This is a genomic window from Miltoncostaea oceani, from assembly GCF_018141545.1.
GTDB classification, from domain to species: domain Bacteria; phylum Actinomycetota; class Thermoleophilia; order Miltoncostaeales; family Miltoncostaeaceae; genus Miltoncostaea; species Miltoncostaea oceani.
The window spans coordinates 1,110,299-1,135,956 of sequence record NZ_CP064356.1 but is presented as its reverse complement, the minus strand read 5'-3'; the positions used below and the strand labels follow the sequence as shown (position 1 = coordinate 1,135,956).

Here is a 25,658-nt window from a genome sequence, read left to right as displayed (position 1 = left end):
ATCCGGCACCGCGCGGGACAAGAGCCGCCCCGGCGCGGTGCGCTGCCCGATGGTCTGCACGAAGGGGCGCGCCCCCGGGGTGACAGCGACGCGCGGACGGGCCTACGATCGTCCGATGAGCCCCCGTGGGAGCGACCGCCGGTGAGCGGGCACGGACACGAGCACGACGTCGCCCACGACCGGGGCGGCGCCGAGCGGGAGGCGGAGGACGCCGCCCTCAGCCCCGTCGAGCGCCTCGCGTCGAGCGTCGGCAACCGGGCGTTCACCGCCCTGGCGCGCCACGGCGACGGGATCCTCCCCGACGGCCGGGCCCACCCCGACGTCGCCGCCGCGATCGCGGGGGCGCGCGGTGGCGGCCGGCCGCTCGACGACGGCGTGCGGGACCGGTTCGGGCCGGCGCTCGGCGACCCCCTCGACGACGTGCGGGTGCACGACGGCCGCGCCGCCGACGACCTCGCCCGGTCGGTCGCCGCGAAGGCCTTCGCCGTGGGCCGCGACGTGTTCTTCTCCGAGGGCTCCCACGCACCCGGCACGCCCGACGGCGACCGCCTGCTCGCCCACGAGCTCACCCACGTCGCGCAGCAGCGGGGCGCGCCGACGGGGGGCTCGCTGACCGTCTCCCAGCCGGGGGACCCCGCCGAGCGCGAGGCGGACGCGGCCGCGGATGAGCTGGCCGGCTGACGGCCCGGTGGGCCTGGCGGCGGTCGAGGCGCGGGTGCGCGCCGCCGTCGAGGCCGTCGCGGCCTCCGACCCGAACCCGACGGACCCGTTCCGGGGCCTGTACGTCACCGACGAGCTGGCCGTCGCGATCGCCCGCGCCGGCCCGGCGATGGACCCCGAGGGACGCCTGCGCCACGCGGCGGAGCGCCTCGGCCTCGACGAGGTCGACGCCGCCGTCCTCGCCGTCTGCGCCGCCCCCGAGCTGAACCCCGCCTACGGGCGCCTCTACGCCTACCTGCACGACGACGTCACCCGCAAGCTGCCGAGCCCGGGACTCGTGGCGCGGCTCGTCGCCGGCGGGGGCGTCGCGCCCGGCGACGTGCTCGCCCGCTTCGGCCGCGACGCGCCGCTGCGCCGCCTCGGCGCGCTGCGCCTGCTCGACGACCGGGGCCAGACGCCGATCGCCGACCGCGCCGTGAAGGTCGCGGACCCCGTCGCCGCCCTGCTGCTCGGCGCCGACCTCGACGAGGCCGGCGGCGGGGGGCGCCTGCGCCGCGAGCCGGTGCCGGCGGCCGACCCCGGCCGGGCGGAGATGCTCGCCGAGCTCCGGGCGCTGATCGCCTGCGACACCCACCTGCCGCTGCTCGTGGTCGGGCCCGACGCGCCGTCGCTGCTGGCCGCCGCCCTCGGCACGCCGCTGCTGGTGCTCGACGCCGTCGAGGCCGGCGACCCCGACCTGATGCGGGAGGCGCGCCTCGCCGCCGCGCTCGAGGGGCGGCGCCTCGTGGTGGAGGGCCTGGAGGGCCTGGAGCCCGCCGCCCGGCGCGGCGCGCTGCGCACCCTGTCGGGCATGGGCGAGCGCGCCCTCGTCTGCGGCCTCGGCGCGGAGGCCGCCGTCGCGCTCGGCGACCGCACCGCCATCGTCGTCGAGGCGCCCGCCCCCACCTTCACCGAGCGGCGCGCCGCCTGGGCGGCGCACGCCGGGGTGGACGACGTCGACGACGTCGCCGCCAAGTTCCGCCTGTCGATGTCCCAGATCGCCGACGCCGCCGAGGTCGCACGCCACACCGCCGCCGTCGAGGGCCTCGCGGGGCCGGAGCCGCGGCACCTCGACCTCGGCGCCCGCCGCGCCTCCAGCGGCCGGCTCGGCGAGCTCGCCGCCCGCCTCGACCCCGCGTTCGGCTGGGAGCAGCTCGTGCTGCCGGAGCGCCCGACGGAGGTCCTCCACTCGATCTCGGCGTACCTGCGGCACCGCGACCTGGTGCTCTCCGAGTGGGGGTACGGCCGCACCGTCGCGCGGACGCAGGGCCTGAAGACGCTGTTCGCCGGCGAGTCGGGGACCGGCAAGACGATGGCCGCCCAGGTGCTCGCCCGCGACCTCGGCCTGCAGCTCTTCCGCATCGACCTGGCCACCGTGATCTCGAAGTACATCGGGGAGACCGAGAAGAACCTCGACCGCATCTTCGGCGCCGCGGAGGGGTCGAACGCCATCCTCTTCTTCGACGAGGCCGACGCCCTCTTCGGCAAGCGCTCCGAGGTGAGCGACTCCCACGACCGCTACGCCAACATCGAGGTCGCGTACCTCCTCCAGAAGATGGAGGGCTACTCGGGCGCGGTGATCCTGGCGACGAACTTCCGCCACAACATCGACGACGCCTTCCTGCGGCGGCTCGACTTCGTCATCGACTTCCCGTTCCCCGAGGCCGACGACCGGGCGCGCATCTGGAGGCTCGTCCTGCCCGGCGAGGCGCCCGTCGACGCCGACGTCGACATCCCGTTCCTCGCCTCCCAGTTCAAGCTGTCAGGCGGCGGCATCCGCAACGCGTCGCTGGCGGCGGCGTTCCTCGCCGCGGAGGACGGCCGGGTGATCGGCATGCGCCACCTCGTGATGGGCGTCGCCCTCGAGTACGGGAAGCTCGGCCGCCTGACGCTCGAGAGCGACTTCGAGCGCTTCCACGACCTGGTGCGCGCCCCGCGCTGACCGCGGCGGCGCGCCCCGCTAGAACCGCTTGCCGACGGCGACGTCGGAGCGGCGGAACTCCTCGCGCTCGGTGTTGTCCTCGCCCTTCTGCTCGCGCTGGGCGAGCTCGCCCTCGGCGGCCTCGACGATCTTCGCCTTCGACGTCGCGAACTGGGCCACGAACTTCGAGGTCTCGGTGGCGCGGTCCTTCGCGAGCTGCTGGTTGCTCTTCAGCTTGCCGGTGGTGCTCGCGTACCCGGTGATGAAGACGTCGACGACGCCGTCCTCGATCTGCTTGCGGAGCCCGTCGTCGAGGCCCTTGTACCAGGCCCGCAGCTTCTCGAGCTCCCCCTCGATGAGCTCCGACTTGGCGATCTTGAAGTGGGCGACGTGCTTGGTCGCCTGGGCGGCCTTCGTCTCGAGGTTGAGCCGCAGCCCGCGCTGGAACGTCACGTTCGGCGTGTTGACCCCGACGGTCCCGCTGCCGGACCCGCCGAGCCCGACGCCGCCCGGCTCCGCGGACACCTCGCCGCCGACGGTCACCGAGCTCGATCCGCTCGGCCCCGTGAGCTGCGGGTTGATCAGGAACCCGGACCGCTCGGCCGCGACGTTCGTGGCGGGGTTCAGCCCCGTGAGCATCACGTCGTTGCCGACGCTCGGGGAGATCGTCTGCAGGGCGTCGGCCTCCACGACCGTCTTGCCGTCGGGCAGGACGCGGATCCGCCACGACACCTCGTTCGCCGACTGCGTCCCGCTCGGCGTCCCGAGGTTGAGCTTCACCGTGACCGTGTACGTCCCGGGGGCGACGCTGGCGCTGAGCTCCTGCTTGAGCTGGGTGAAGGGCGCCTCGGAGGCGACCTGGCGGGCGACCTCGGTGCCGGTGACGGTGTCGGTCACGATCGCGGCCCAGATGCCGCGGACGTCGGTGATGCCGGTCGTCCCCTTGTGCGCGCCCGGCGGCCTCCCGCGGTACTGGTCGGCGAGGGCCTTCACCGTCGGCTTCATCAACGGCGCGAACGGCCCGGCGGCGACGCCGAGGGCGATGTCCATCGCGTCGTCCATCAGGTCGCGGCTGATCATCGCCGTGCCGGCCCCGCCGACCGCCCGGGAGAACGCCCGGTTCCCCACCGCGCTCGCGAGGGCGAGGGTCCCCTCGTCGACCTCGCCGCCCCGGTGGACGTCGACCTCGGGTGCCTCGGCCCCGGGCAGATCCGCGTGCTCGCGCCCCGACATTGGTGACCTCCGGTGGTTGCACGGTGATCATGCGGGCGCCCGCCGCGCGCGCGCAAGGAGCGCGCCGTCGTGGCCGGCGCCGATGCACCGACCGTGCCCGGACCTCGGGTGGCCGTCGGCGGGGCGTCCGTGCCCGTTTGTCTGCCCGTTCGGACACCCACGCCCGCGCGCATCCCCCGGGGGCCGCGTGGTGTCATCAGGGCACTCGCTCCGCTCCGGAAGGAACGCCGGTGGGCACGACATCGATCCGGGTCCCCCTCAACACCATGCTCGCCGACCTCGACGAGACGGTGCGGCGGCTGCTGCGGCGCGAGTTCACGGGGCGCGGATTCGACGGCGTCGAGATCGCATTCGACGCCCCCGGCAAGGACTGGTCGTCGCAGCTCTCCGCGCCGACGGTGAACCTGTTCCTCTACGACGTCCGCCAGGCGGAGGACCACCGGCCCGCCGACTGGCAGGTGCGCACCGACGGGGGGCGCACCGTGGAGTCGCGGCCGCCGCTGCGCCTCACCGCGTCGTACGCCGTCACGGCGTGGACCCGGGAGGTCGAGGACGAGCACCGCCTGCTGTCGCAGGTCCTCGCGATCCTCTACGCCTACGACACCCTGCCCGCGGACCTGCTGGCGGGGGGGCTCGGGGACGAGGTGGCGCAGCCGTTCCCCCTGCGCACGCGCATCGCGGAGCCGCGCCAGTCGGGGAGCCCCGAGTTCTGGTCGTCGGTCGGCGGCTCCTACAAGGCGTCCCTCGACTACGGCGTCGTCCTGTCCTGCGACTCCGGCGCGACGGTGGAGCGGGGGCCGGAGGTGCTCACCCAGACCCTCCGGATGCGCAACCTCGACGGCGGGCGGGCGAGCGTGGAGGACCTCCACCGGGTCCGCGGCCGGGTGCGGGACGGCGACGGCGCGCCCGTCGCCGACGCGTGGGTGGTGATGGCTGACGGGGCCGGGTGGGTGACCGCCGACGAGGACGGCCGCTTCGTGTTCGGGCGGGTCCGCACCGGCGCGCACGCGCTGCGCGCCCGTGCGCCCGACGGCCGCGAGGGCGAGGCGCCGGCGACGGTCCCCGGCCCGGAGATCGAGATCACGGTGGCCGCGCCGAAGCGGTCGCGGAAGGCGGGGTGAGGCGGCGTCCGGGCCGTTCGGGCAACGCGTGTTGCCCGCAAGGCTGCCCGGGCGGAACGTGCCCGGGGGACCCGCACGGCAGGAGGATCGGCCGTGTGCGCCGTACCGCCACGACCACCGCGCGTCCTGCTCGGGAACCTCGCGCCGATGCTGCGCCTCGGCATGACGCGCCTGCTCGCCGAGCGGGGCGTCGAGGTGAGCGAGGAGGCCGGCTCGGCGGAGCTCGCACAGGCGGCGGCCCGCTGGGAGCCCGACGCGATCGTGTTGCCGCTCGACGCCCGCGCCTTCGACGACGTGGGCAGGGCACAGGCCGCGGCGCCCGGCGCGAAGCTGATCCTCTGGGCTCGGGACGAGTCCGAGATGCACGTCTACGACGCGGGTCGCACCATCCCGCGCCGGGTGTCCGCCGGGACGGCCGGAGCCCTGCTGAGCGAACTCGAGTACGACCAACGACGCCGAGAGGGAGAGTGACATGCCGACCTACCTGACGCCCGGGGTGTACGTGGAGGAGATCCCGGCGCAGTCGAAGCCGATCGAGGGGGTGGGGACCTCGGTCGCCGCCTTCGTGGGTCTCGCCCCCGGTGGACCCCTCAACACCCCGATGCGGATCTCGAACTGGACCCAGTTCGCGAAGATCTTCGGCGACCCGTCGAACCCCGACGCCGGCCCGTTCATGTCGGGCGCCTACCTGGCGCACTCCGTCTACGGGTTCTTCCAGAACGGCGGTGGCCTGTGCTGGGTCGTCCGCGTCGGCGGAGAGTCGTCGAACGGGTCGGGGCCGCCCCCCGCGCAGGCGGCGCTCCCCGCCGCCGCGAACCCCACCGTGGACGCCTGGCGCGCGGTGGCGCTGCCGGGTGTCGACGGCGACGTCGCGATCGAGTTGAGCGAGGAGCCCCCTCCGCCGCCGCCGGAGGGCGAGGGCGAGGGCGACGCCGGGGGCAAGGAGCCCGAGCCGAGCTGGCGCCTGATCGTCACGGCCGGCGGGGAGCGCGAGGAGCACGAGGGGCTGACGCTGAAGCGCGGCCGCACGAACCTCGCCACGAAGGTCAACGCCGCGTCGAAGCTGATCCGCATCGAAGAGACCGGCGCGTCGCTGCCGGAGGGGCAGCGCGCCCCCGCGACCGGCTCCTACTCCCTCGTCTCCGCCGCCGTCGCGCCGACGGACCTGTCGGGCTCGGACTTCGAGGGCGACGTCGCCCGCCGCCAGGGCCTCGGCAGCATCGCCGCCATCGACGAGGTGACGATGGTGGTGGTGCCGGACCTGCAGACGCTCTCCGAGGACGTCCAGGTGCGCGACCTGCAGGGGAAGATCATCGCCCACTGCGAGAACGCCGGCGACCGCATGGCGATCCTCGACGGGCCCGCGGACATGCTGCCCCAGGACATCCTCGAGTGGCGGATGGACACCGCGGGCTACGACTCGAAGTTCGCGACGCTCTACTACCCGTGGATCGAGGTGATGGACCCCCTCACCAACCAGCCGATCCTGGTCCCGCCGAGCGGTCACGTGGCGGGCGTGTGGGCGCGCACCGACGGCACCCGCGGGGTGCACAAGGCGCCCGCGAACGAGGTGGTGCTCGGCGCGAACGGCCTGGCGTTCCAGGTGACCCACGAGGAGCAGGGCGGCCTGAACACGAACGGCGTGAACTGCATCCGCGCGTTCTCGGGCCGCGGCATCCGCATCTGGGGGGCGCGGACGCTGTCGAGCGACCCGGAGTGGCGCTACGTCAACGTGCGGCGGCTGTTCAACTACGTCAGCGAGTCGATCATCGAGGGCACCCAGTGGGCCGTCTTCGAGCCGAACGACCACCGGCTGTGGACCCGCCTGCGGATCTCGAGCGCCAACTTCCTGACGCGCGTGTGGCGCGACGGCGCCCTGTTCGGGGCGACGCCGGAGCAGGCGTTCTACGTGAAGTGCGACGCCGAGACGAACCCGCCGGAGGCGGTGGAGGCCGGCCAGGTCGTCATCGAGATCGGGATCGCGCCGGTGAAGCCGGCCGAGTTCGTGGTCTTCAGGATCAGCCAGTTCACCGCGGGCGCCGCCGAGGTCTCCGCGTAACACCCGCCTGAGAGGAAGGGAGACACCGAATGCCTGCGAAGGAACCGCGTCCCGCATCACGATTCCGCCTCGACATCGGCGGCAAGGAGGGGATCGGCAGCTTCCGCGAGTGCACCGGCCTCGACTCGGAGACCACGGTCATCGAGCACACGTCGGTCGACACGAACGGCAACCCGATCGTCCGGAAGGTCCCGGGCCCGTTGAAGTGGTCGAACATCACCCTGAAGCGCGGCGTCGACGAGAGCGCCGACCTGTGGACGTGGCGCAAGCAGGTCCTCGACGAGGGCCCCGACTCGGCCCGCGTCGACGGCTTCATCGAGCTGCTCGACTACAACGGGACGCCGATCGCCCGGTGGAAGTTCCTCCAGGGCTGGCCGACGAAGTACACCGGCGCGAGCCTGGACCCCAAGAGCGCCGACGTGGCGGTCGAGGAGATCCAGATCTGCCACGAGGGCCTGGACCGCGAGTAGCCGGGTGACCGGCCGACCATGAGGACGGAGATCGCCTTCACCCTCCCCCGGGGCTACGTGGACGCCTCGGGGGGGACGCACCGCGAGGGACTGATGCGCCTCGCGACCGCGCGCGACGAGATCGAGCCGTTGCGCGACCCCGCCGTGCGCGAGAACGAGGCGTACCTCGGGGTGCTGCTCCTGGCACGCGTGATCACCCGGATCGGGTCGGTCACGGAGATCACGCCGGAGCTGGTGGAGGGCCTCTACGCGGCCGACTTCGACCACCTCCAGAAGCTCTACGAACGGTTGAACACCGACGGTGAGGCGGTCGGGACGATCGCCTGCCCCGACTGCGGGCACCATTTCGAGGTCGATCTGACCGAGATCCAGGACGGCCGCCTGGGGGAACCATGAGGCCGTCCCCCGACGGACTGCTCGGGGAGACGGCCCGCCTCGCCTACCACCTGCACTGGCCGCTCGACACGATCCTCGACCTGGAGCACCGCGACCGGCGGCGCTTCCTGGGTGAGGCGGAGGGCCTCGCCGCCGGGGGGGCGTGGTGAGCGCCGTGCCCTCCTCCCCCGCCGGTGGCGGTGGCGGCGGCTGGCGTCCCGCGGCGACGCGGCTGGGGCCGGGTGTCGCCGCCCGGCGCATGACGCCCCTGCGGGGGGTCGGTGGCCTGCCGCTCGCGCGGATGGTGGCGGAGCGCCGCACGCCCGCCGCCCGGCCGACCGCCCTGCGGCTGACGCCGGCGCGCCCCGGCGTCGCCCGTGCGCCCGTCGCCCGCGGCGTCGCGGGGAGGCCCGCCCCCGTCGCACCCGTCGCCCCCGTCGATGAGGCGCCGGACCGTCCCGCGGGGCTGAGCGACTTCGCGTACGAGTGGATGTTCGGTGACGGCGGCGTCCCCGAGGGGGCGGTGCCGTTCGCCCACGGGGCGGGCGTCGAGAGCATCAAGCGCCAGATCGACGAGCGGGCCGCGCAGTCCGGTGACGACGGTGGCGGCGACGGGGCCGATCGCGCGGGGGCCGAGGGCGGAGCCGCGGCGGCGCCCCCCGACCTGGCGCCGCCCGCCGCCCCCCGGCGCCTGGCCCGCTCGGAGGCCCCCGCACCGCCGGCGCCGGGGCCGGCGCGTGCCCCCGGGTCCCCGCCGCCGCGGGGCCGGGTCGAGGAGGTCCCCTCCTTCCGCATCTCCCGCGCCCCCGCCGGGGCGCCGGAGGCCCGGGCGGCGGCGCCCCCGCCGGAGGCCGACCGCCCCGGCCCGGTCGCGGCGCCCGCGCCGTCCGCCGCCCCCGCCACCCCGGCTCCGGACGCCGCCGGCGAGGCCCCGCCGACGTCGCCGGTCGATCGGCCGGCGACGTCGCGGTCAATTGGCCGTGACCCCGGGACCCCGGTCGCCGAGGCCGTTCCGACGCCTCCGTCGCCGGCGGCGCCGCCGGCCACGCGGCGGGCCGGCCGGCCGCAGCCCCCGCTCCCGGGCCCCGGGCGACCGGCGCCACGCCGTCGCCACCGTCGTCCGCCCCCCGGCCCGCCCCGGTGCGGCTGCACCGCGCCCCCGCGCCGCCACCCGCCGCCCCCGCCCACCCGGCCCGGCCGGGCGCGGCCCCGGCCCTGCACCGGTCCCACCGCCCCGTCCCGGACGCCGTCGAGGTCGCCGTCGCGGGACCGGGCGACGCCCCGCCGGAGGTCGTGGCCGATTGGCCGGCGACCACGCGGTCAATTGGCCAGGACCCCGTGACGCCGGTCGCCAGCGCGGATGCCGGGGCGCCGCGGCCGTCGCAGGGTGGGCGGTTCCTGCGCCGGTTCGTCCGCGGGGACGTCCCGCCGCCCGCCGACCCACCGGCGTCCGGTGGCGCCCCTCCGGCCGCCTCCCCCACGCCCCCCGCCCCGCCCGCGGCCACGGGCGGACCGGCTCCCGCCGTCACCCCCCGCCCGCGGGCGCTCGGCCGGGTGCTGTCCCGCCGGCGGACGACCCCGGCGCCTCCGCCGGAGGCGCCGGCCTCCGGCGCGTCGGAGTCCACACCGGCCGCCGAGATGCACGCCGCCGACGGCGGACCCGCCGCCGCGGCCGCCCCGTCGATCGCCCGGTCGCCGGCCCCGGAACCGCCTGGTGACAGGGGTCCCGGCCACTCGGCGGCGTCGAGGTCCAATTGGACCTCCACGCCGCGGCCGATCGACCGGCCCCCCGTCGGCGGGCCCCGGACCGTCTCCCGGGACATCGCCGCCGCCCCTCCGGCGTCCCCCGCCAGGACATCCGGGGCACCGGGCGCGGGACCCGCTCCCCCGGCAATCCCCGCCGCCGCGAGCCCCGTCGGGGCCGCCGGCCCGGCCGTGGCCACCCGTCAGATCGCGCGGCTGAAGCTGCCGAAGGCCCCCTCCCTGCCGAAGCTGCCCTCGCTGCCGACCCCGCCCGCCCTCCCGGCGATGCCGGCCATGCCGGCGATCCCGGCCCTCGGCGACCTGCCGTCCGCGCCGTCGCCGCCGTCCCTGGCGGACATGCCCGACCTCCCGTCGGCCCCCGCGCTGCCCTCCCTCGCCGGCCTCCCGGGGATGGCGGGCCTCCCCGGCGGCATGCCGTCGATGCCCGACCTCGGCTCCGCCGGCGGGGTCGCCGACGCGGCGCAGGCCGCGGCGGCCGCGCTCGGGGTGGCGGCACCCCCGTCGGTGAGCGGCCTCGTCGCCGCCGCGGCGGGTGCGGTCGGCGGCGGCGCGGCGGCGGCGCCGAACCTCGACGACCTCTACGAGGGCATCGTCGACCGCCTCAAGCGCGACCTGCTCGCGGAGCGCGAGCGCATGGGCGACCTCCTCGGGAACCTCGGCCACTGATGGCGACCGCCCGCTCCACGAAACCCGGCAGCGCCACCCCCGACCCCACCCCCGGGAGCTTCTTCGGCGTCGACGTCGGCGAGACCCTCGGCTACTTCACCGAGTGCTCCGGCCTCGCCATGGAGTACGACGTCGTCGAGTACGCCGAGGGCGGCGTCAACGACTTCGTCCACAAGCTCCGCGGCCGGATGAAGTTCCCGAACCTCGTCCTCAAGCGCGGCATCACCCACGAGGAGACGTTCGTGAAGTGGTTCCTCGACTGCCGCGAGAAGACCGTCCGCCGCGACCTCTCCGTCACGATGTACGGCCCCGACCTCACCCCCATCCGCACGTGGTCGTTCGCCGGCGCGTTCCCCGTGAAGTGGACGGGTCCCGACCTCAAGGCCCAGTCCGGCGAGGTCGCGATGGAGACCATCGAGATCGCCCACCAGGGCCTCGCGTCGGTGTCGCAGGGCTGACCGGTGGCGATCCCCGACAACCTCACCAAGGCGTACCTCCGGCTGGAGAGCGGCGAGCAGATCGACTGCTGGTTCAACCCCGCCGAGTACACGATCAGCAAGAGCAACAAGTGGACCGTGAAGCCCGTCGTCGGCCAGGGCATGCCGACCGCCCAGTTCGGCGGCGGAGACGCGCAGAAGCTCACGCTCGACCTGCTGTTCGACGACGCCGACCGCGCCGACGGCGACGTCCGCGGCATCACCAACTCCCTCTTCGCGGCGATGTCGGTCGACAAGGCGTACGCGTCGGGGAAGAACAGCGGCCGGCCGCCGATGATCGAGTTCGGCTGGGGGGCGACCACGACCTTCAAGGCCGTCTGCGACAGCCTCAAGGTGCAGTTCCTGCTGTTCCGGCCGAACGGCACGCCCGTCCGCGCCAAGGCGACCATCTCCCTCATCCAGGCGGAGCCGACCGTCGGCAAGGGGCCGCAGAACCCCACCACCCGCGGGGAGGCGGGCCTCCGGACGCACGTGGTCCGCGACGGCGACAGCATCCAGAGCGTCGCCCACTCGGCCTACGGCGACGCCACCCTCTGGCGCCGCATCGCCGAGGCGAACGGCATCGACGACCCGATGAGCCTGCCCCGGGGCACCGTCCTCTCGATCCCCACCCTCCCCGGATGAGCACCGGCGCCCCCGGGAGGACGGCCGGCATCGCGGGCGCCGAGGTGCTCGTCGCCGGCGCCGCCCTCGACCCCCGCGTCGCCGCGCTCATCCAGGAGGTCCGCGTCGACGACAACCTGACGCTGCCCGACGCCTTCCTCGTCCGCATGTCCGACCCCGGCCTCCGGCACATGGACACGCTCCCCATCGAGGTCGGCAGCGAGATCGAGATCCGCCTCGGCGCCCCCGACGGGAACCGGGTCACGTCCATGATCACGGGCCAGGTGACGGCGGTCGAGCCGGAGTTCCGGGCCGACGGCATCTCCATCGTCGTCCGCGGCTACGACCACTCCCACGCCCTGAACCGCACCCGCCGCAACGCCACCTTCCAGGACGTCACCGTCGCCGACGTCGTCCGCAAGGTGTGCGAGAAGGCCGGCCTCCGCGCCGCCGAGGTCGACGACTCCGGCGGCATCCAGCCGTTCGTGCAGCAGAGCAACGAGACCGACTGGGAGTTCCTCTGGCGGCTCGCGGGACGCGTCGGCTGCGAGGTCGTCGTCCTCGACGGCGCCCTCTCGTTCCGGCGCGCCGGCGGCGGCGACGGCGGCGGCACCCCCGTCGTGCTGCGGTACGGCGAGACGCTCACCACCTTCCGCCCGCGCCTCACCGGGGTGCAGCAGGTCGAGGAGGTCGTCGTCCGCAGCTGGGACCACACCGCCAAGCGCGCCATCGAGGCCACCGCCAGGCCCGAGCCCCCACGGTCGTCCATCGGGGTCGCCCGGGAGAAGGTCGCCTCCGCGCTCGGCGGCGGAGCGATCACCATCTCCGACGCCCCCGTCGGCAACCAGGAGGAGGCCGACGCCCTCGCCCGCAGCGTCATGTCGCGCATCACCAACGCCTACCTCGAGGCGGAGGGCACGTGCCGCGGCGCGCCGACCCTGAAGGCCGGCACCTCCGTCACGATCGAGGGCGTCGGCACCCGCTTCAGCGGCAGCTACCGCCTCACGTCGACCAGCCACCAGTTCCGCGGCGCGTCGGGGTACGAGACCCGGTTCCGCGTGTCGGGCGACTCGTCGCGGAGCCTCGTCGAGCTCATGACGCCCTCCAGCCGCCCCGGGTGGGAGTCGGGGGGCGTGCAGGTCGCCGTCGTCACCCAGAACGAGGACCCCGACGCCCTCGGCCGGGTGCGGGTGCGCTACCCCGAGCTCGGCGAGGAGACCGAGGGCTGGTGGGCGCGCGTCGTCGGGCCGGGCGCGGGACGCGACCGCGGCCTGCTGATGACGCCCCTCGTGGGCGACGAGGTGCTCGTCGCGTTCGAGCACGGCGACGTGCGGCGGCCCCTCGTGCTCGGCGCGCTCTGGAACGGCGAGGACACCCCCGGCGAGCTCGTGCAGACCGACGGGTCGTTCCGCCTCCGGAGCGCCGAGACGATCGGCCTCGCCGCCGACAAGACCATGTCGATCACCGCGGAGGACGAGCTGACCGTCGAGATCGGCCAGGCCTCGGCGGTCATGCAGAAGGACGGGACCATCACGGCGAAGGGGAAGGACGTCACGGTGAAGGGGAGCGGCTCGGTGACGATCGAGGCGAGCGGGAGCCTCACGCTGAAGGCGGGCGCGAGCCTGAACATCGAGGCGGGCGGCACCGTCAAGGTGTCGGGCGCCCAGGTGCAGCTCGGCTGATGGGCGGCATCCTCGGTTCCGGCCTGTCGTTCCCGCTGCGGGTCGACGCCCGCGGCGGCCTCGCGCTCTCCCACGAGGACGAGGACGTCCGCGAGGCGATCGCGGTGATCCTCGGCACCGCGCCCGGCGAGCGCCCGATGCGGCCCGAGTTCGGCTGCGGCATCCACGACTACGTCTTCGAGTCGGTCGACGCCTACCTCGTCGGGCGCCTCGAGCAGGAGGTGCGCCGTGCCCTCGACCGCTGGGAGCCCCGCATCGACGTGGTCGGCGTCGACCTGTCGATCGAGGCGGACGCGCGGGGCGTCAACGAGGTCGTCGTGATCGACGTCACCTACCGCCTGCGGGCGACGAACGACGTCCGCAACCTCGTCTACCCGTTCTACGTCATCCCGGCCGAGGAGAGCGCGCCGTGAGCGCCCGGCTGCCCACCGTCAAGCTCGACGACCGCGACTTCCAGGACCTCGTCAACGAGGCGCGCCTGCGCATCGCGCAGAGCTGCCCGGAATGGACCGAGCACAACGTCTCGGACCCCGGCGTCACCCTCATCGAGCTGTTCGCCTGGATGACCGAGATGGTCATCTACCGGCTGAACCGCATCCCCGACAAGCTGCACGTCGCGCTGATGGAGCTGCTCGGCATCACGCTCGAGCCGGCCACGGCGGCCCGCGCCGAGCTGCGCTTCCGGCTGTCGGCCCCGGCGACCGCGCCGGTGTTCATCCCCGCCTCGTCGACCGAGGTCGCGACTCCGCGGACCCCCGGCGAGGACCCCGTCGTCTTCCAGACGCTGGAGGACGTGACGATCCCCGCCAGCCGGCCGACGGCGTACCAGGTGGAGCGCGGGCGGGCGGTCAAGGACGTCGGCGTCGCCGCGGGCGTCGCGACGCCGAAGGGCCCCGACCAGCTCCCGTTCGGCATGCCCCCGCAGGTCGGCGACGCCCTCTACCTCGGCTTCGAGGGCTCGCTGTCGCGGCTCGTCATGCGGGTCGACGTCGACTGCTCCCAGGCGCGCGGCGCCGGCGTCGATCCGGAGGACCCGCCGCTGCGCTGGGAGGTCTCCTCCGGCGAGGCGCCCGGCGGCTGGCAGGAGGCGGAGGTCCTCGTCGACGCGACCGGCGGGTTCAACTACGGCTCCGGCGTCGTCGAGCTGCAGCTCCCCGAGGGCCACGACCCGGCGACCGTCGGCGGCACCCGCGCCCACTGGCTGCGGTGCCGCCTCGCGGACACCACCCGCCGCGGGGCGGCGGCCGCGACGTTCTCGCACCCGCCGGAGATCTACTCGATCACCGCGGCGCCCCTGGGGGCCCTGGTCCCCGCCGCGCACAGCGTCCGCATCGACGAGGAGGCCCTCGGCGAGAGCGACGGCACCCCCGGCCAGAGCGTCCGCCTGCGCAACGTCCCCGTCCTCGCGCTCGAGGGGGACGAGGGACTCGAGGTGCTCGAGCCGGACTCGACGACGTGGCGGGCGTGGGAGCCCGTCGAGACGTTCGCCGAGAGCGGCCCGGGCGACCACCACTACACCCTCGACCTGGCGAGCGGCGACCTCTCGTTCGGCCCCGCGATCCGCACGGGTGACGGGGCGTGGCGCCAGTACGGGGCCGTCCCGCCGAAGGGGGCGCGCCTGCGGATGCGCAGCTACCGGCACGGCGGCGGGCGGAGCGGCAACGTCGCCGCCGGCGCGCTCAGCGTTCTGAAGAGCGCGATCCCGACGGTGTCGAGCGTCGTCAACCCCGCCGCCGCCGCGGGCGGCGTCGACCCGGAGACGCTCGACGGGGCGCGCCAGCGCGCCTCCATGGAGATCCGCACGCGGTACCGCGCGGTGACCGGCGAGGACTTCGAGTTCCTGTGCGGCGAGGCGTCGCCGCGGGTGGCGCGCGCGATCTGCGTCGAGCCCCCCGGCACCGTCGGCGTCGCCCGCCTGCACCTCGTCCCCCGCGTGGAGCCCGCCGACCGGTTGCTGACGGTGCAGGAGCTCACTCCCGACGAGGACCTCTTCGCGACCGTGTCGTCCTACCTCGACGAGCGCCGCCTCATCGGGACCCGCGTGGAGCTGGTCCCCGCCCGCTACCGGGGGGTGAGCATCGTCGTGAACCTGCAGGCCAACCTCCGCGCCGACCCGCGGCGGGTGGAGGAGGACGTCTCCCACGCCCTCTACACCTACCTCAACCCGCTGGTCGGCGGCGCGATGGAGGGCGAGGGCGAGGGGTGGGCGTTCGGGCGCGCGCTGAACCAGGGCGAGCTGTACGGCGTCATCCACCAGGTGGAGGGGGTCGACTTCGTCAAGATCCTGCGGGTCTACGAGACCGACCTGTCGAGCGGCGAGCAGCAGCCGAAGGCCGCCGGCAGCCACATCCCGCTCGAGGCCGACGAGCTGATCGCGTCGGGACGGCACCTCGTGCGGGCGGAGCACCCCGAGCTGTGAACGGCGACGGCGCCCCCGCGGTCGCCTCCGCCCGCGGCTACCTGCGGGGCGGCCTCCCCGCGATCTACCAGGAGGGCGACTTCGGGATGCGGTTCGTCTCCGCGCTGGAGACGCTGCTCGACCCGATCGTCGGCACCCTCGACAACCTGCCCGCGTACTTCGACAGCCGCCTCACCGACCGCGCCACGCTCGGGCTGCTGGCGGCGTGGCTGGGGGTGGAGCTCGACGAGTCGTGGCCCGAGGACCGCCAGCGGGAGCTGGTGCGCATGTCGTCCGAGCTGTCGCGCCGCCGCGGCACCCGCGCCGGCCTCGAGCAGGCCCTGCGGATCGCGTTCCCCGACCTGCCCCTGCGGGTCGAGGACGACGGCGGCGTGGTGCACGCCGCGAACGCCGACGAGCTGCCCGCCGCGCCTCCCCCGCGCTTCGTCGTCTACTGCGACATCCCGCTCGAGGAGCCCGCCGGGCTCGCCCGTATGATCGAGGTCATGAAGCCGGTCCACGTCCAGTACCGGCTGCGGATCCGATCGGCCAAGCGGGGTCCCGAGGGCGCGTGAGCAGCGTCTGCCGCTCGTGCGGGACCATCGCCGAGGGCGACCCCGACTTCTGCCCCACCTGCGGCGAGTACCTCCGCTGGGACCCGACGGGCGTGCAGAAGTCCGTCGAGCCGGCCGCTCCCGCCCCGCCCGCGGCGACCCCGCCCGCACCCGGCGCCCCGCCTCCCCCGACCCCGCCCGCCGCCGGGCCCCCGCCCCCCGCGCCCCCGTCGGCGCCCGCACCCGCCCCCGTCCAGCCCGACGCGGTCCTGATCGCCCTGCGCCGGCCCGACGACGAGGGCTACGCGAGCGAGCCGATCCGCCTCGCGGTGGACCCGGGCGGCGCCGTCGTCATGCGGGCGCTCATCCGGAACCAGAGCGGCATCGTCGACAACTACGACATGTCCGTGGACGGGTGGCCGGAGGGCTGGTGGCAGATCGCGCCGGCGACGGTGTACCTCGTGCCCTTCGGATCGGCGGGGGGCTCCTACGAGCAGGAGGTCGAGGTCCGCCTCGCGCCGCCAAGGACGGCGGAGGCCGAGGCCCGCGCCTGGGAGATCACGGTCGTCGCGACCTCGCGGGCGCACGGGGCGGCCGTCCGCTCGGCGACGAGCACCCTCGACATCGCCCCCTACAGCGAGCTCGAGACGTCCCTGTCGCCGGAGCGCCGCGCCGGGCGCGTCGAGGCGGTCTTCGCCCTGTCGCTCACGAACCGGGCGAACGCCCCGGTCGACGTGGACCTGACCGGCGTCGACCCCGAGAACGCCCTCGGCTTCACGTTCCGCGAGCCGTGGGTGCCGCCGGCGAAGCGCCGGCGGGAGGGGCTCGACGTCGCCGAGCAGGCGTACCGGCGCGCCGAGGGCATGGGCGTCGGCCGGGCGTCGCCGGAGGAGATGGCGAAGCGGGCGGTCCAGCGGGCGACCGCCGGGGCCGAGGGCAAGGTCGTCCGGTTCCTGAAGCGGCGCAAGAAGGTCGGCCGTGAGATCCAGGGGCTGCGGATCGCCCCCGGCGAGCGCGTCGAGGCGACCGTCGGCGTCAGCCCGCCGAAGCAGATCTGGATCGGCCGGGCCGCCCTCCACCCCTTCCAGGTCGTGGCGCAGCCGCACGGCACCGACGTGCCGGGGCCGCCGGTCTCCGGCGCGTTCCGCCAGCGCCAGTGGCTGCCGTGGTGGCTGATGATCGTCGTCCCGCTCCTCATCGTGGGCGGCATCTGGCTGCTGTCGCAGCGGACGTCCGAGTCGACCGTCCCCGACCTCGCCGCGGCCCCCGACGTGTTCGCGGCGAAGGCGCTGCTCGAGGACGCCGGGCTCACCCTCGGTGAGACCTTCGAGGAGGAGACGCCGGGGGCGGCGCCCGGGGCGATCGTCGAGCAGGACCCCGCCGCCGGCGAGAGCGCCACCGAGGGCGCCGCCGTGTCGATCAAGGTCGCGGTCGGCGCGGAGAAGGTCGCGGTCCCCGACCTCACCGGGCAGACGGCGGAGCAGGCGAAGGCCACCCTCGCGGCGGCCGGGTTCCAGCTCGGGCGCCCGCTGAACGAGGCGGCCGACCCGGCGGCGGCCACGATCGCGAACCAGATCCCGGTGCCCGACAGCCTCGAGGCGTCGGGCGCCGCCATCGACGTGGTCTTCGCCGACGCGGCCGCGGGCACGGCGACGACGCCGACCGCCCCCGCGACGACGCCGGCCCCGCCGGTCGACCCGACCGCGCCGCCCCCGCCCGTCGGCACCCCCTCGACCCCCGCGTCCACCCGGCGCCCACGCCGGCGCCCGCGCCGCCCGGCGCGCCGGTGGTGCTGCCGACGCCGGCGGGGGCCCCGGTCGTGGAGCCGAGCCCGCCGACGCCGGGGGGCGGTGTCGAGGTGCCGTCGCTCGCGGGGACCACCCAGGCCCAGGCCGCGGACACGCTCGCGGGGCTCGGCCTCGTGCCGGGCGTGCTGAGCGCGGCCAGCGCCGAGGTGCCGGCCGGGACGGTCCTGGCCCAGCAGCCCGCCGCAGGGACCGAGGTCGGCCCCGGCGCGACCATCGCGATCACCATCTCCCGCGGGTACCCCGCCGTGATCCACGACGCGAACGGGGACATCGTCCGGGTGGGCGGCGCGACCGGCGAGCCGGTCGAGCCGATCGCGGCCAGCGAGGACGTCGAGGAGCAGCCGAACGCGTCCTTCGCGGCGCCGGTGATCGCCTACCGCCGCGGCCCCGAGGGCTCCACGAAGGGCGTCGCGCCGTCCGCCCAGATCTGGGTCATCGACCCCTCCGACCCCCGCTCGGCGCGCCCGCTCACCGACGCCGGCTTCGACGACCGCCGCCCGGCGATCTCACCCGACGGCGCCGTCGTCGCGTTCGTCTCGAACCGCGGAAGCCGCCCCGACGACTACGACGTCTGCTTCGCCCGGCTCGACGCGACCAACGCCGCCCCGAAGTGCATCGCCGACCGCGACGTCGCCGTCAGCCGCCCGACGTGGTCACCCGACGGGCGGTCGCTGCTCGTCACCGCCTCCGACGGCGAGGACGCCGGCCAGACCGAGCTGCAGCTCCTCACGTCCGTCGTCCCCTCCTCGGGTGCGCCCGGTGACTGGACCTCGCAGGGACTGATCACCGACGGCATGCACAAGGACCGCAAGACCGACCAGGTGCTGTCGTCCGCCTTCTCCCCCGACGGCACCCGCCTCGCGTTCTCGGCCAACTGGAGGAGCACCACCTTCACGCTGTGGACGCTCCCCGTGGCGGACGGCGTGATCGGGACGGAGGCCGAGCAGCAGCCCTTCGTCGCGGCGTGCGAGCTGAGCTGGCGGCCCGACGGCGCCGAGCTGGCCATCGCCCAGCGCAACTCCACCTGCGACGAGCGCGGGCGGATCGTGCGGGTCGACCCCGCCCGGCCGAACGCGCAGACGCTCCTCAGCCGGCTCGACGCCGCCTCGGGCAGCCCCGTCTGGGCGCCCCCGGCCTCCGGGTAACCCGTGCTCTGCCGGTCGTGCCGGCGACAGGTCGGCCGTGGCGACCCGTTCTGCCACGCGTGCGGCGTCGCCGTCGACGGCCGCACGGCCGCCCTCGACCTCGTGCTGCCCGGCGGGGCGCGGGTGCCGCTCGCCGACGCGACGACCATCGGGCGGTCCCCCGCGAGCACGGTGCGCCTGGAGGACCGCAGCGTCTCGCGGACCCACGCCCGGGTGACCGTCTCGGCCGCCGGGGCCGTGCTGGAGGACGCCGGGTCGAGCCACGGCACCCTCCTCGACGGGCACCCGGTCGGCGGGCCCGCGCCGCTCCGCGACGGGTCGGCGATCTCCGTCGGAGACGTGGAGCTGCGCGTCGAGCGCCACCGCGACGACGCCGAGGCCGGGCGGACGGTCGTGGTGCCCGTCAACGGCAGCGTCGTGGTCGCCGCGACGGGGGGCGCCCACGTCACCCAGGCGGGGACCCAGGCGGGGTTCCGCCCCCGCATGCGCCCCGGCTGGAAGCTGAAGCGGATGGCCGAGGGCGAGGGGCGGCTGCGGTACGTGCTGTCGAGCGAGCACATGCCCGACCTGCTGCGCATGGGCGACGCCGACGCGGCGCTCGTGCAGATGCTCGACGGGGAGACCTCCCTGCCCGAGCTGATGGCCGAGGCGGAGCGCGTGCACGGCGACAACGGGGTCGGCCGGCTCGCGCGCCTGCTCGCCGACCTCGGGGAGCGGGGGCTGCTCGAGGGCGTCGACGCGCCCGAGCGGCGGGCGCGGGAGGGCCTCCTCGGCCGCCTCACCCGGCCCCGCGAGCGCGCGTTCCCGGGGGCGGGGGCGTGGTTCGAGCGCCTCTACCGGCGGGGCGGCTGGGTGCTGTTCACCCGCACCGGGCTGATCGCCCTCGCGCTCGTCGCCGTCTCGGGCCTGATCGCCTTCACCGCCCTGATCGTGGGACGCGGCGGCACGCCCTTCGTGGTCGCCGACCGCATCGGCATCGGCGGGCTCGTCTTCATCGCCGGCCGCGCCCTGGTCGTCGCGGTCCACGAGATCGCGCACGGCCTGGCGATGGCCTCGTTCGGGCGCACGGTGCCACGCGCCGGCGTGAAGGCGATCCTCGGCCTGCCGTTCGCGTTCGTCGACACCACCGAGGCGTGGTTCGAGCCCCGCCGGCGGCGCATGGCGATCAGCGCCGCCGGGCCCGTCGCCGACCTCGTGGTGGGCGGGGCGGCGGGTCTCGTCGCCTGGTCGCTGCCCGCCGGCAACACCCGCGACGTCGTCTACCAGGTGGCCCTCGCCGCCTACATCGGGGCCTTCTACAACCTCAACCCGTTCCTCGACCGCGACGGGTACCACATCCTCGTCGACCGCCTCGGCGAGCCCGGCCTGCGCAAGCGGGCGCGCGACCGCCTCGACCGGCGGCTGTCGGGGGCCGCGCCGGTCGCCGGCGAGGAGGGCCGGGGGCTCCGGATCTACAGCCTGCTGTCACTGGCGTGGATGATCGCCGCGGCGGGCTTCGTCATACTCCTGTCCCTCCTCTACTACGACCGATTGACGGCGATCGCGCCGCCGGAGGTGGTGTGGACGGTGCTCGGCGCCCTCTACTGTCTGCTGTTCGTCCCGGTGATCGCGGTGGTGGCGCGCCCGCTGCTGCAGCGCCGGCGCGGGGGCGGGGGAGCGGCCGGTGCCGTCGGATAGCGCCGCCGCGCAGATGCTGGCGCGGCTCCTGACCGACGACCGCTTCCGGTCGGAGTTCCGCCGCGACCCGGCGGCGGCGTGCCGGGCGATGGAGCTCGACGAGGTCGCCGCCGAGCTGGGGCGCGACGGCGGACGCGCGTTCCAGACGCTCGAGGTGCGCGAGTCGCGGTCGAGCCTGGCGGGGGTGCTGCTCGCCGCCGCGGCCGAGGGGGTCGGCATCGCCGAGCTCGTGCAGCACGTCCGCGGCGACGAGGGGGCGGGGCGGTGGGAGGCGGCCGCGGCCCTGTCCCGGGCGATGCCCGCCGTGCAGGACTCCGCCGACGTCGCGCCGGCGGGCCTCTCGGACGCCGCGGACGTCCCGTCGTGCCCCGTCTGCCTGCTGAAGGACCCCGACAAGCCCCCGCAGTTCGCGAAGTGCGACTCGTGCGGCGGCCCCGCCCCGCTCGGCTCCGTGCTGTGCCCGGTGTGCCGCTCGGAGGGGCGCAGCGCCCCCTCCCGGCGCCTGTTCGCCGCCCGCGTCGACGGGGGCTCCGGCATGGCGGTCGCGACGGGGGACGACCCGCAGCGGTTCGCCTCGTCGCCGCCCGGGCACGGCGAGGACCGCATCGAGGCGTTCGCGGACGCCCCCGTCGCGGCGCCCGTCGTGCCGAGCGTGCAGCCGGTCGACCCGTCCCTCATGAACAACACGAACGCGGGCGGCAAGCTGCACGCGTCGGAGTTCAACGGCCGCGACGCCGAGGGGGCGCCGGGGGCCGGCGGCAGCTACCACGCCGCGTACGACTTCTTCACGGAGGAGAACGCCCCGATCCGCGCCCCGTTCGCCGGGACGATCGTCGAGGTGCGGGCGTCGCGGGGCACCTCCGGCCAGATCTTCGGCGGCACCGTGAAGCTGCAGGGCGCCGACGGCAAGGTGTGGGTGTTCCGGCACGTGACGCCCGGCTCCGTGACCGTCGGCCAGCAGGTCGCGGCGGGCACCCAGATCGCGGTGACGAGCCCCTGGACCGACGGGCCCGAGCACACCCACATCGAGATCTGGAAGTCGCTGTCCGGCGGCTACAACGTGTCGAACATGGAGGACCCCCTCCCCTACCTCCAGGCGCTGTACCAGGGGGGCGGGGCCGCGCCGGTGCCCGTCGGGGGCGTGCCGCCGGTCGCGGGGGCGCCGGTGCCCGGCGCCCCGCCGGTGCCGGTCGCCGCGCCGGCCCCCGTGCCGGTGGCGCTGCGGCCCGAGGACGTGGTCGCCGACCCGAACGTCGTGGCGGCCCCGGCGGTGGCGTCGGAGCTGCTGGCGAAGGACCTCGACCCGCGCGCGATCCCCATGCTGGCGAACGTCTCCGACCGCTACGAGATCGGCATCACCTCCGTCGAGACCGAGGGCGGCGTGAGCCGCATCGTGATCAGCAGCGTCAACGGCAAGCCGGTCGACCCGACGAACGTCGACGCCCGCGACCTCGCGGAGGAGCTGGCGGCGCTCGACCCGTCGGGGCGCCCGTCGGAGGTCGGCACCCCCTGGCGCATCAAGGGCGACGGCTTCTTCACCGAGCCCGGGCTGCGCAACCGCATCGAGGTCGGCTACCGGGCGGGCGACGTCCCCGCGCCCGCCCCCGCCGCCGCGCCGGGCGCGCCCGCCCCCCCCCAGCCGTCGCCCCCGCCCCCGCCCCGGTGGCGCCCGCTCCCGCCCCCGCCCCGGTGGCGCCCGCTCCCGCCCCCGCCCCGGTGGCGCCGGCCCCGGCGCCCGTCGCCCCGGCGCCGTCGCAGGCGCCCGCGCCCGTGGCCGCCACCCCGCCCGTGGACCCGTCGGCGCCCCCGGCCCCCGCGCCCTCGGGAGCGGGCGCCCTCGCCCCCGCCGAGGCGCTCGCCAGCCTCAGCCCCCAGGACCAGCAGCTCGCCGCGCAGCTCGACGCCTGGATCGCCCGCAAGAACCCGGGCGCGCCCCTCGAGGGCTACGGCGCGGTGTTCGTGCGCGAGGGGCGCCTCAACGGCATCGACCCGCGGGCGCTGGTGGCGATCGCCCGCGCCGAGAGCTCCCTCGGCTCCGACCCGGGCGCCGTGTCGATCAACAACGCGTTCGGGTGGGGACCGCACAAGCCGTTCCCGAGCTGGGAGGAGAACATCTCGACGGTCGCGCGCGGCCTGCGCACCGGGTACATCGACGACGGCCTCGACACGTTCCCGGAGATCCAGGCGCGCTACGCGCCGGTCGGCACCGCGAACGACCCGACGAACCTCAACTCGAACTGGCTCCGCAACGTCCGGATCCTCTACGGGGAGCTCGGCGGGGACCCCGACGGGTCGATCGCGACGCCCGCCGGCCAGGCCGCCCCGCCCCCCGCGCCGGTCGCCGCCCCGGTCCCCCCCGCCCCCGTCACGCCGGCACCGGCACCGGCATCGGCCCCGGCGCCCGTCGCCCCGGCCCCCTCCGTCGCCGCCGCGCCCCCGCCGGCCTCCGCCGCCCCCGAGGGCCCGCCGAGCGCGGGGCGGGCCAGCGCCGTGTTCGGCGCGGTGCCCGGTCCCGCCGCGCCGGACGACGGGCCCGCCATCGCGCGACCCAACACCGCCCGGGTGCTGCCGGCCGTGCCCGCCCCGGCCTCGCCACCGGCGCCCCCCGCCACGGCCCCGCCCGCCGTGACCCCGGCGCCCCCCGTCACGCCGGGGGCCCCGGCCGCCCCGGGGGTCCCGCCCGCCGATCCCGCCGCGCCGTCGGCGCCACCCCCGGCGGTCGACCTCTCGGCCGCCGCCGACGCATACCCCGGGGACGCCGCCCCGAAGGAGCAGGTCGCCATGTGGATGGCCCGCCGCGCCCAGGCCGCCGGCCTCCCGCCCGAGTTGCCGGTGATGGCGGGGCTGGTGGAGAGTGGCCTGAGAAACCTCGACCACGGCCACGCGGACTCCCTCGGGTTCTTCCAGATGCGCGTCAGCGTCTGGGACCGCGGCGAGTACGCCGGATACGCGGACAACCCGGAGCTGCAGATGAAGTGGTTCATCGACCACGCGGTCGCCCTCAAGGAGAAGCGCCTCGCCGAGGGGTACAGCGCCTTCGGCACCGACCCGGCGCGCTACGGCGAGTGGATCGCGGACGTCGAGAGACCCGCCGAGCAGTACCGGGGCCGCTACCAGCTGCGACTCGAGGAGGCGCGCGCGCTGCTGTCCGCCGGGGGGGCCCGGTGAGGCGGGCGTTCCTCGCGGCCGGCGCGCTCGCCGCCGCCGGGGCGCTCGCCGCGCCCGGCCTCGCGACGACGCCCGGCCTCGACGGCCTGATCGCCTTCACCAGCGCCCGCACCACCAGCGGCGACATCTACACCATGCCGCCGGGCGGCGACCCGGAGACGCAGCGCACCTCCACCGTCGAGGCCGACGACGACGCCGCATGGTCGCCGGACGGCACCCGGTTCGCGTTCACGCGCAACGACAACGGCGAGGAGGACGTCTTCATCGCCGCCGCCGACGGCACCAACGTCGTGCCGTTCACGACGACGCCGGGGGCCGACATCGACCCCGCCTGGTCGCCCGACGGCACCCGCATCGCCTGGGCGTCCCTCCGCGACGGCAGCGACCTCGAGATCTTCTCGGCGCGCCTCGACGGCACCGGTTTGATCCAGCACACCAACAACGGCGCCTTCTTCGACGACGAGCCGGCGTGGTCGCCGGACGGGACCGCCATCGCCTTCCGCAGCGGCCGCAGCATGGGGAACATCCACCGGGTCGCGGCGAGCGGCACCGAGGTGGACGCCCGCCAGGTGACGACGACGCCGGGCAACTCCCCGAGCTGGTCGCCCGACGGCTCACGGATCGCGTTCGACAGCGTCCGCCCGGGGTCCCAGTCGAACATCTTCTCGCTGCCGGCCGCGGGAACGCCCGTCGGCACCCCGCCCGTCGAGACGGACCTGCGCCAGCACACCAACGACCCGAACGGGGCGGTGACGCCCTCGTGGTCGCCCGACGGCGCCCGGATCGCGTTCGCCAGCTTCCGCACCTCCAACTGGGACATCTGGACGACGGGGTACCCCGGCACCGAGAACGCCCCGGTGCAGCTCACCACGAGCCCCAGCGCCGACACGAACCCCTCCTGGCAGACCGTCGCGGCGCTCCCGTTCCTCTCGGCGATCAGCCCGTCGACGGCGCCCGCCGGCTCGGCCGCGCTGACGCTGACGGTGGACGGCGCCGGCTTCACCCTCCGCTCGCGCGTCCGCTGGCAGGGTCAGGACCGCGCGACGACCTTCGTCAGCTCCACCCGCCTCACGGCCGCCATCCCGGCGAGCGACCTCGCCGGCGCCGGCACGGCGCAGGTCACGGTCGTCACCGGCCCGACGGGGGGCGGCACCTCCGGTGCGCTGCCGTTCACGGTCCAGCCGCCGCCGCCCGCCCCCGGCCTGACGATCGCGGGCGCCGCCGTGCAGAACCGCTGGACCGCGAGCCGCCTGCGCGGGCGCCTCGTCCTCACCGGCGCCGTCACCCGCCCCGCCGTGCTGCGGATGCGCGTGCTGCGGGCGAACGGGAAGGGCAGGGCGCTGGTGACGCGGACGTTCCGGGCGACCGCCGCCGGCCCGTTCACCCGCCGGCTGACCCTCCCGCCGACCCTGCTGCCCGGCCGCTACCTGGTGCGCGTCGCCGAGGTCGGCACCGGCCCTGGGCTGCTGCCCGTCGCCGAGCGCCGCGCGGTCGTGCCGGCGCCCCGCGAGGGCGTCGCCGCGCGCGCCTACTTCAGCACCAAGATCAACGGGCGGCCGCTCGCCCGCATCACGGGCCGGTCGATCATCTTCGCCCACTTCCGGATGGCGGCCCGCCCGAAGCCCGGCAAGCGCCTGACGGTGAGCTGGTACGCCCCCGGCACGCGCCGGCCCGCGGCGGTCGACCGCAAACCGCCGTCGGCGCTCGTGATCGCGTTCATCAAGGGGTCCGGTCCGCTGCCGCGGGGCGCGTGGCGCGCGGTGCTGCGCTACGGCACCACCACGGTGGCGACGGCCCGCGTCGTCGTGAGATGAGGAG

23 protein-coding genes and 1 pseudogene are annotated in these 25,658 nt (G+C 75.9%); 21 read left to right on the top strand and 3 right to left on the bottom strand.

Annotation, left to right across the window (positions count from 1 at the left end; translation table 11 throughout):
• Window positions 1–141: 141 nt before the first annotated feature.
• On the top strand, window positions 142–681 hold the full coding sequence (locus IU369_RS05690; RefSeq protein WP_217923605.1) for an eCIS core domain-containing protein: 540 nt from the start codon (window positions 142–144) through the stop codon (window positions 679–681).
• Window positions 665–2,641, top strand: coding sequence for an ATP-binding protein (locus IU369_RS05685; protein ID WP_217923604.1), 1,977 nt, complete (start codon window positions 665–667; stop codon window positions 2,639–2,641). Before IU369_RS05690 ends, IU369_RS05685 begins: the two co-directional genes overlap by 17 nt.
• 18 nt (window positions 2,642–2,659) lie before the next feature.
• Here the strand turns inward: IU369_RS05685 and IU369_RS05680 are convergent, their stop codons facing one another.
• On the bottom strand, window positions 2,660–3,853 hold the full coding sequence (locus IU369_RS05680; RefSeq protein WP_217923603.1) for an OmpA family protein: 1,194 nt from the start codon (window positions 3,851–3,853) through the stop codon (window positions 2,660–2,662).
• Window positions 3,854–4,083: 230 nt separating this feature from the next.
• Here IU369_RS05680 and IU369_RS05675 point away from each other — a divergent pair, with 230 nt between their 5' ends.
• From IU369_RS05675 to IU369_RS23805, 17 genes and pseudogenes are all read left to right on the top strand, one after another.
• Window positions 4,084–4,974, top strand: coding sequence for a Pvc16 family protein (locus tag IU369_RS05675; RefSeq protein WP_217923602.1), 891 nt, complete (start codon window positions 4,084–4,086; stop codon window positions 4,972–4,974).
• A 93-nt stretch (window positions 4,975–5,067) separates the two neighbouring features.
• The gene (locus IU369_RS05670) at window positions 5,068–5,445 is read left to right on the top strand and encodes a transcriptional regulator (RefSeq protein WP_217923601.1); all 378 of its coding nucleotides are present in this window, start codon (window positions 5,068–5,070) and stop codon (window positions 5,443–5,445) included.
• Between the two features lies 1 nt (window position 5,446).
• The gene (locus IU369_RS05665; protein ID WP_217923600.1) at window positions 5,447–7,033 is read left to right on the top strand and encodes a phage tail sheath family protein; all 1,587 of its coding nucleotides are present in this window, start codon (window positions 5,447–5,449) and stop codon (window positions 7,031–7,033) included.
• 29 nt (window positions 7,034–7,062) lie between these two features.
• Window positions 7,063–7,503: a phage tail protein gene (locus tag IU369_RS05660; RefSeq protein WP_217923599.1), complete on the top strand. Its 441-nt coding sequence runs from the start codon at window positions 7,063–7,065 to the stop codon at window positions 7,501–7,503.
• Window positions 7,504–7,521: 18 nt separating this feature from the next.
• Window positions 7,522–7,899, top strand: coding sequence for a hypothetical protein (locus tag IU369_RS05655; RefSeq protein ID WP_217923598.1), 378 nt, complete (start codon window positions 7,522–7,524; stop codon window positions 7,897–7,899).
• Window positions 7,896–8,048 (top strand): hypothetical protein, encoded by a 153-nt coding sequence (locus tag IU369_RS05650; protein ID WP_217923597.1) that lies wholly within the window; start codon window positions 7,896–7,898, stop codon window positions 8,046–8,048. Before IU369_RS05655 ends, IU369_RS05650 begins: the two co-directional genes overlap by 4 nt.
• Window positions 8,049–9,813: 1,765 nt before the next feature.
• On the top strand, window positions 9,814–10,308 hold the full coding sequence (locus tag IU369_RS05645) for a hypothetical protein (RefSeq protein WP_217923596.1): 495 nt from the start codon (window positions 9,814–9,816) through the stop codon (window positions 10,306–10,308).
• Window positions 10,308–10,766: a phage tail protein gene (locus tag IU369_RS05640; RefSeq protein ID WP_217923595.1), complete on the top strand. Its 459-nt coding sequence runs from the start codon at window positions 10,308–10,310 to the stop codon at window positions 10,764–10,766. Before IU369_RS05645 ends, IU369_RS05640 begins: the two co-directional genes overlap by 1 nt.
• A 3-nt stretch (window positions 10,767–10,769) precedes the next feature.
• A complete protein-coding gene (locus IU369_RS05635) occupies window positions 10,770–11,429 on the top strand; it encodes a CIS tube protein (protein ID WP_217923594.1) in 660 nt (219 codons plus the stop codon).
• Complete coding sequence (locus tag IU369_RS05630; RefSeq protein ID WP_217923593.1) at window positions 11,426–13,090, top strand: VgrG-related protein; 1,665 nt, start codon at window positions 11,426–11,428, stop codon at window positions 13,088–13,090. The genes IU369_RS05635 and IU369_RS05630 overlap by 4 nt, the downstream gene beginning before the upstream one ends.
• Window positions 13,090–13,503 (top strand): GPW/gp25 family protein, encoded by a 414-nt coding sequence (locus IU369_RS05625; protein WP_217923592.1) that lies wholly within the window; start codon window positions 13,090–13,092, stop codon window positions 13,501–13,503. Before IU369_RS05630 ends, IU369_RS05625 begins: the two co-directional genes overlap by 1 nt.
• A complete protein-coding gene (locus IU369_RS05620; protein WP_217923591.1) occupies window positions 13,500–15,509 on the top strand; it encodes a putative baseplate assembly protein in 2,010 nt (669 codons plus the stop codon). The genes IU369_RS05625 and IU369_RS05620 overlap by 4 nt, the downstream gene beginning before the upstream one ends.
• Window positions 15,506–16,063, top strand: a complete 558-nt coding sequence (locus IU369_RS05615; RefSeq protein WP_217923590.1) for a phage tail protein — start codon at window positions 15,506–15,508, stop codon at window positions 16,061–16,063. The genes IU369_RS05620 and IU369_RS05615 overlap by 4 nt, the downstream gene beginning before the upstream one ends.
• Complete coding sequence (locus IU369_RS05610) at window positions 16,060–17,979, top strand: PASTA domain-containing protein (RefSeq protein WP_217923589.1); 1,920 nt, start codon at window positions 16,060–16,062, stop codon at window positions 17,977–17,979. The genes IU369_RS05615 and IU369_RS05610 overlap by 4 nt, the downstream gene beginning before the upstream one ends.
• Window positions 17,901–18,995, top strand: coding sequence for a PASTA domain-containing protein (locus tag IU369_RS05605; protein WP_217923588.1), 1,095 nt, complete (start codon window positions 17,901–17,903; stop codon window positions 18,993–18,995). The genes IU369_RS05610 and IU369_RS05605 overlap by 79 nt, the downstream gene beginning before the upstream one ends.
• Window positions 18,996–18,998: 3 nt before the next feature.
• On the top strand, window positions 18,999–20,672 hold the full coding sequence (locus IU369_RS05600) for an FHA domain-containing protein (protein WP_217923587.1): 1,674 nt from the start codon (window positions 18,999–19,001) through the stop codon (window positions 20,670–20,672).
• Window positions 20,673–20,685: 13 nt separating this feature from the next.
• Window positions 20,686–21,651: pseudogene (locus tag IU369_RS23805) on the top strand (peptidoglycan DD-metalloendopeptidase family protein); the annotation flags it as partial.
• Window positions 21,652–21,758: 107 nt separating this feature from the next.
• On the opposite strand, the gene IU369_RS23245 reads toward IU369_RS23805, so the two are convergent.
• Window positions 21,759–21,992 carry a hypothetical protein gene (locus tag IU369_RS23245; protein ID WP_246551356.1) on the bottom strand — a complete coding sequence of 78 codons (234 nt, stop codon included), beginning with the start codon at window positions 21,990–21,992 and terminating at the stop codon, window positions 21,759–21,761.
• Between the two features lie 21 nt (window positions 21,993–22,013).
• Window positions 22,014–22,178, bottom strand: a complete 165-nt coding sequence (locus IU369_RS23240) for a hypothetical protein (protein WP_246551355.1) — start codon at window positions 22,176–22,178, stop codon at window positions 22,014–22,016.
• A 183-nt stretch (window positions 22,179–22,361) separates the two neighbouring features.
• Between IU369_RS23240 and IU369_RS23235 the strand changes: the two genes are divergently transcribed.
• Window positions 22,362–23,840 carry a hypothetical protein gene (locus IU369_RS23235; protein ID WP_246551353.1) on the top strand — a complete coding sequence of 493 codons (1,479 nt, stop codon included), beginning with the start codon at window positions 22,362–22,364 and terminating at the stop codon, window positions 23,838–23,840.
• Entirely contained in the window at window positions 23,837–25,654 is a 1,818-nt protein-coding gene (locus tag IU369_RS05590) for an IPT/TIG domain-containing protein (RefSeq protein WP_217923586.1), read from the top strand. The genes IU369_RS23235 and IU369_RS05590 overlap by 4 nt, the downstream gene beginning before the upstream one ends.
• Window positions 25,655–25,658 lie beyond the last annotated feature (4 nt).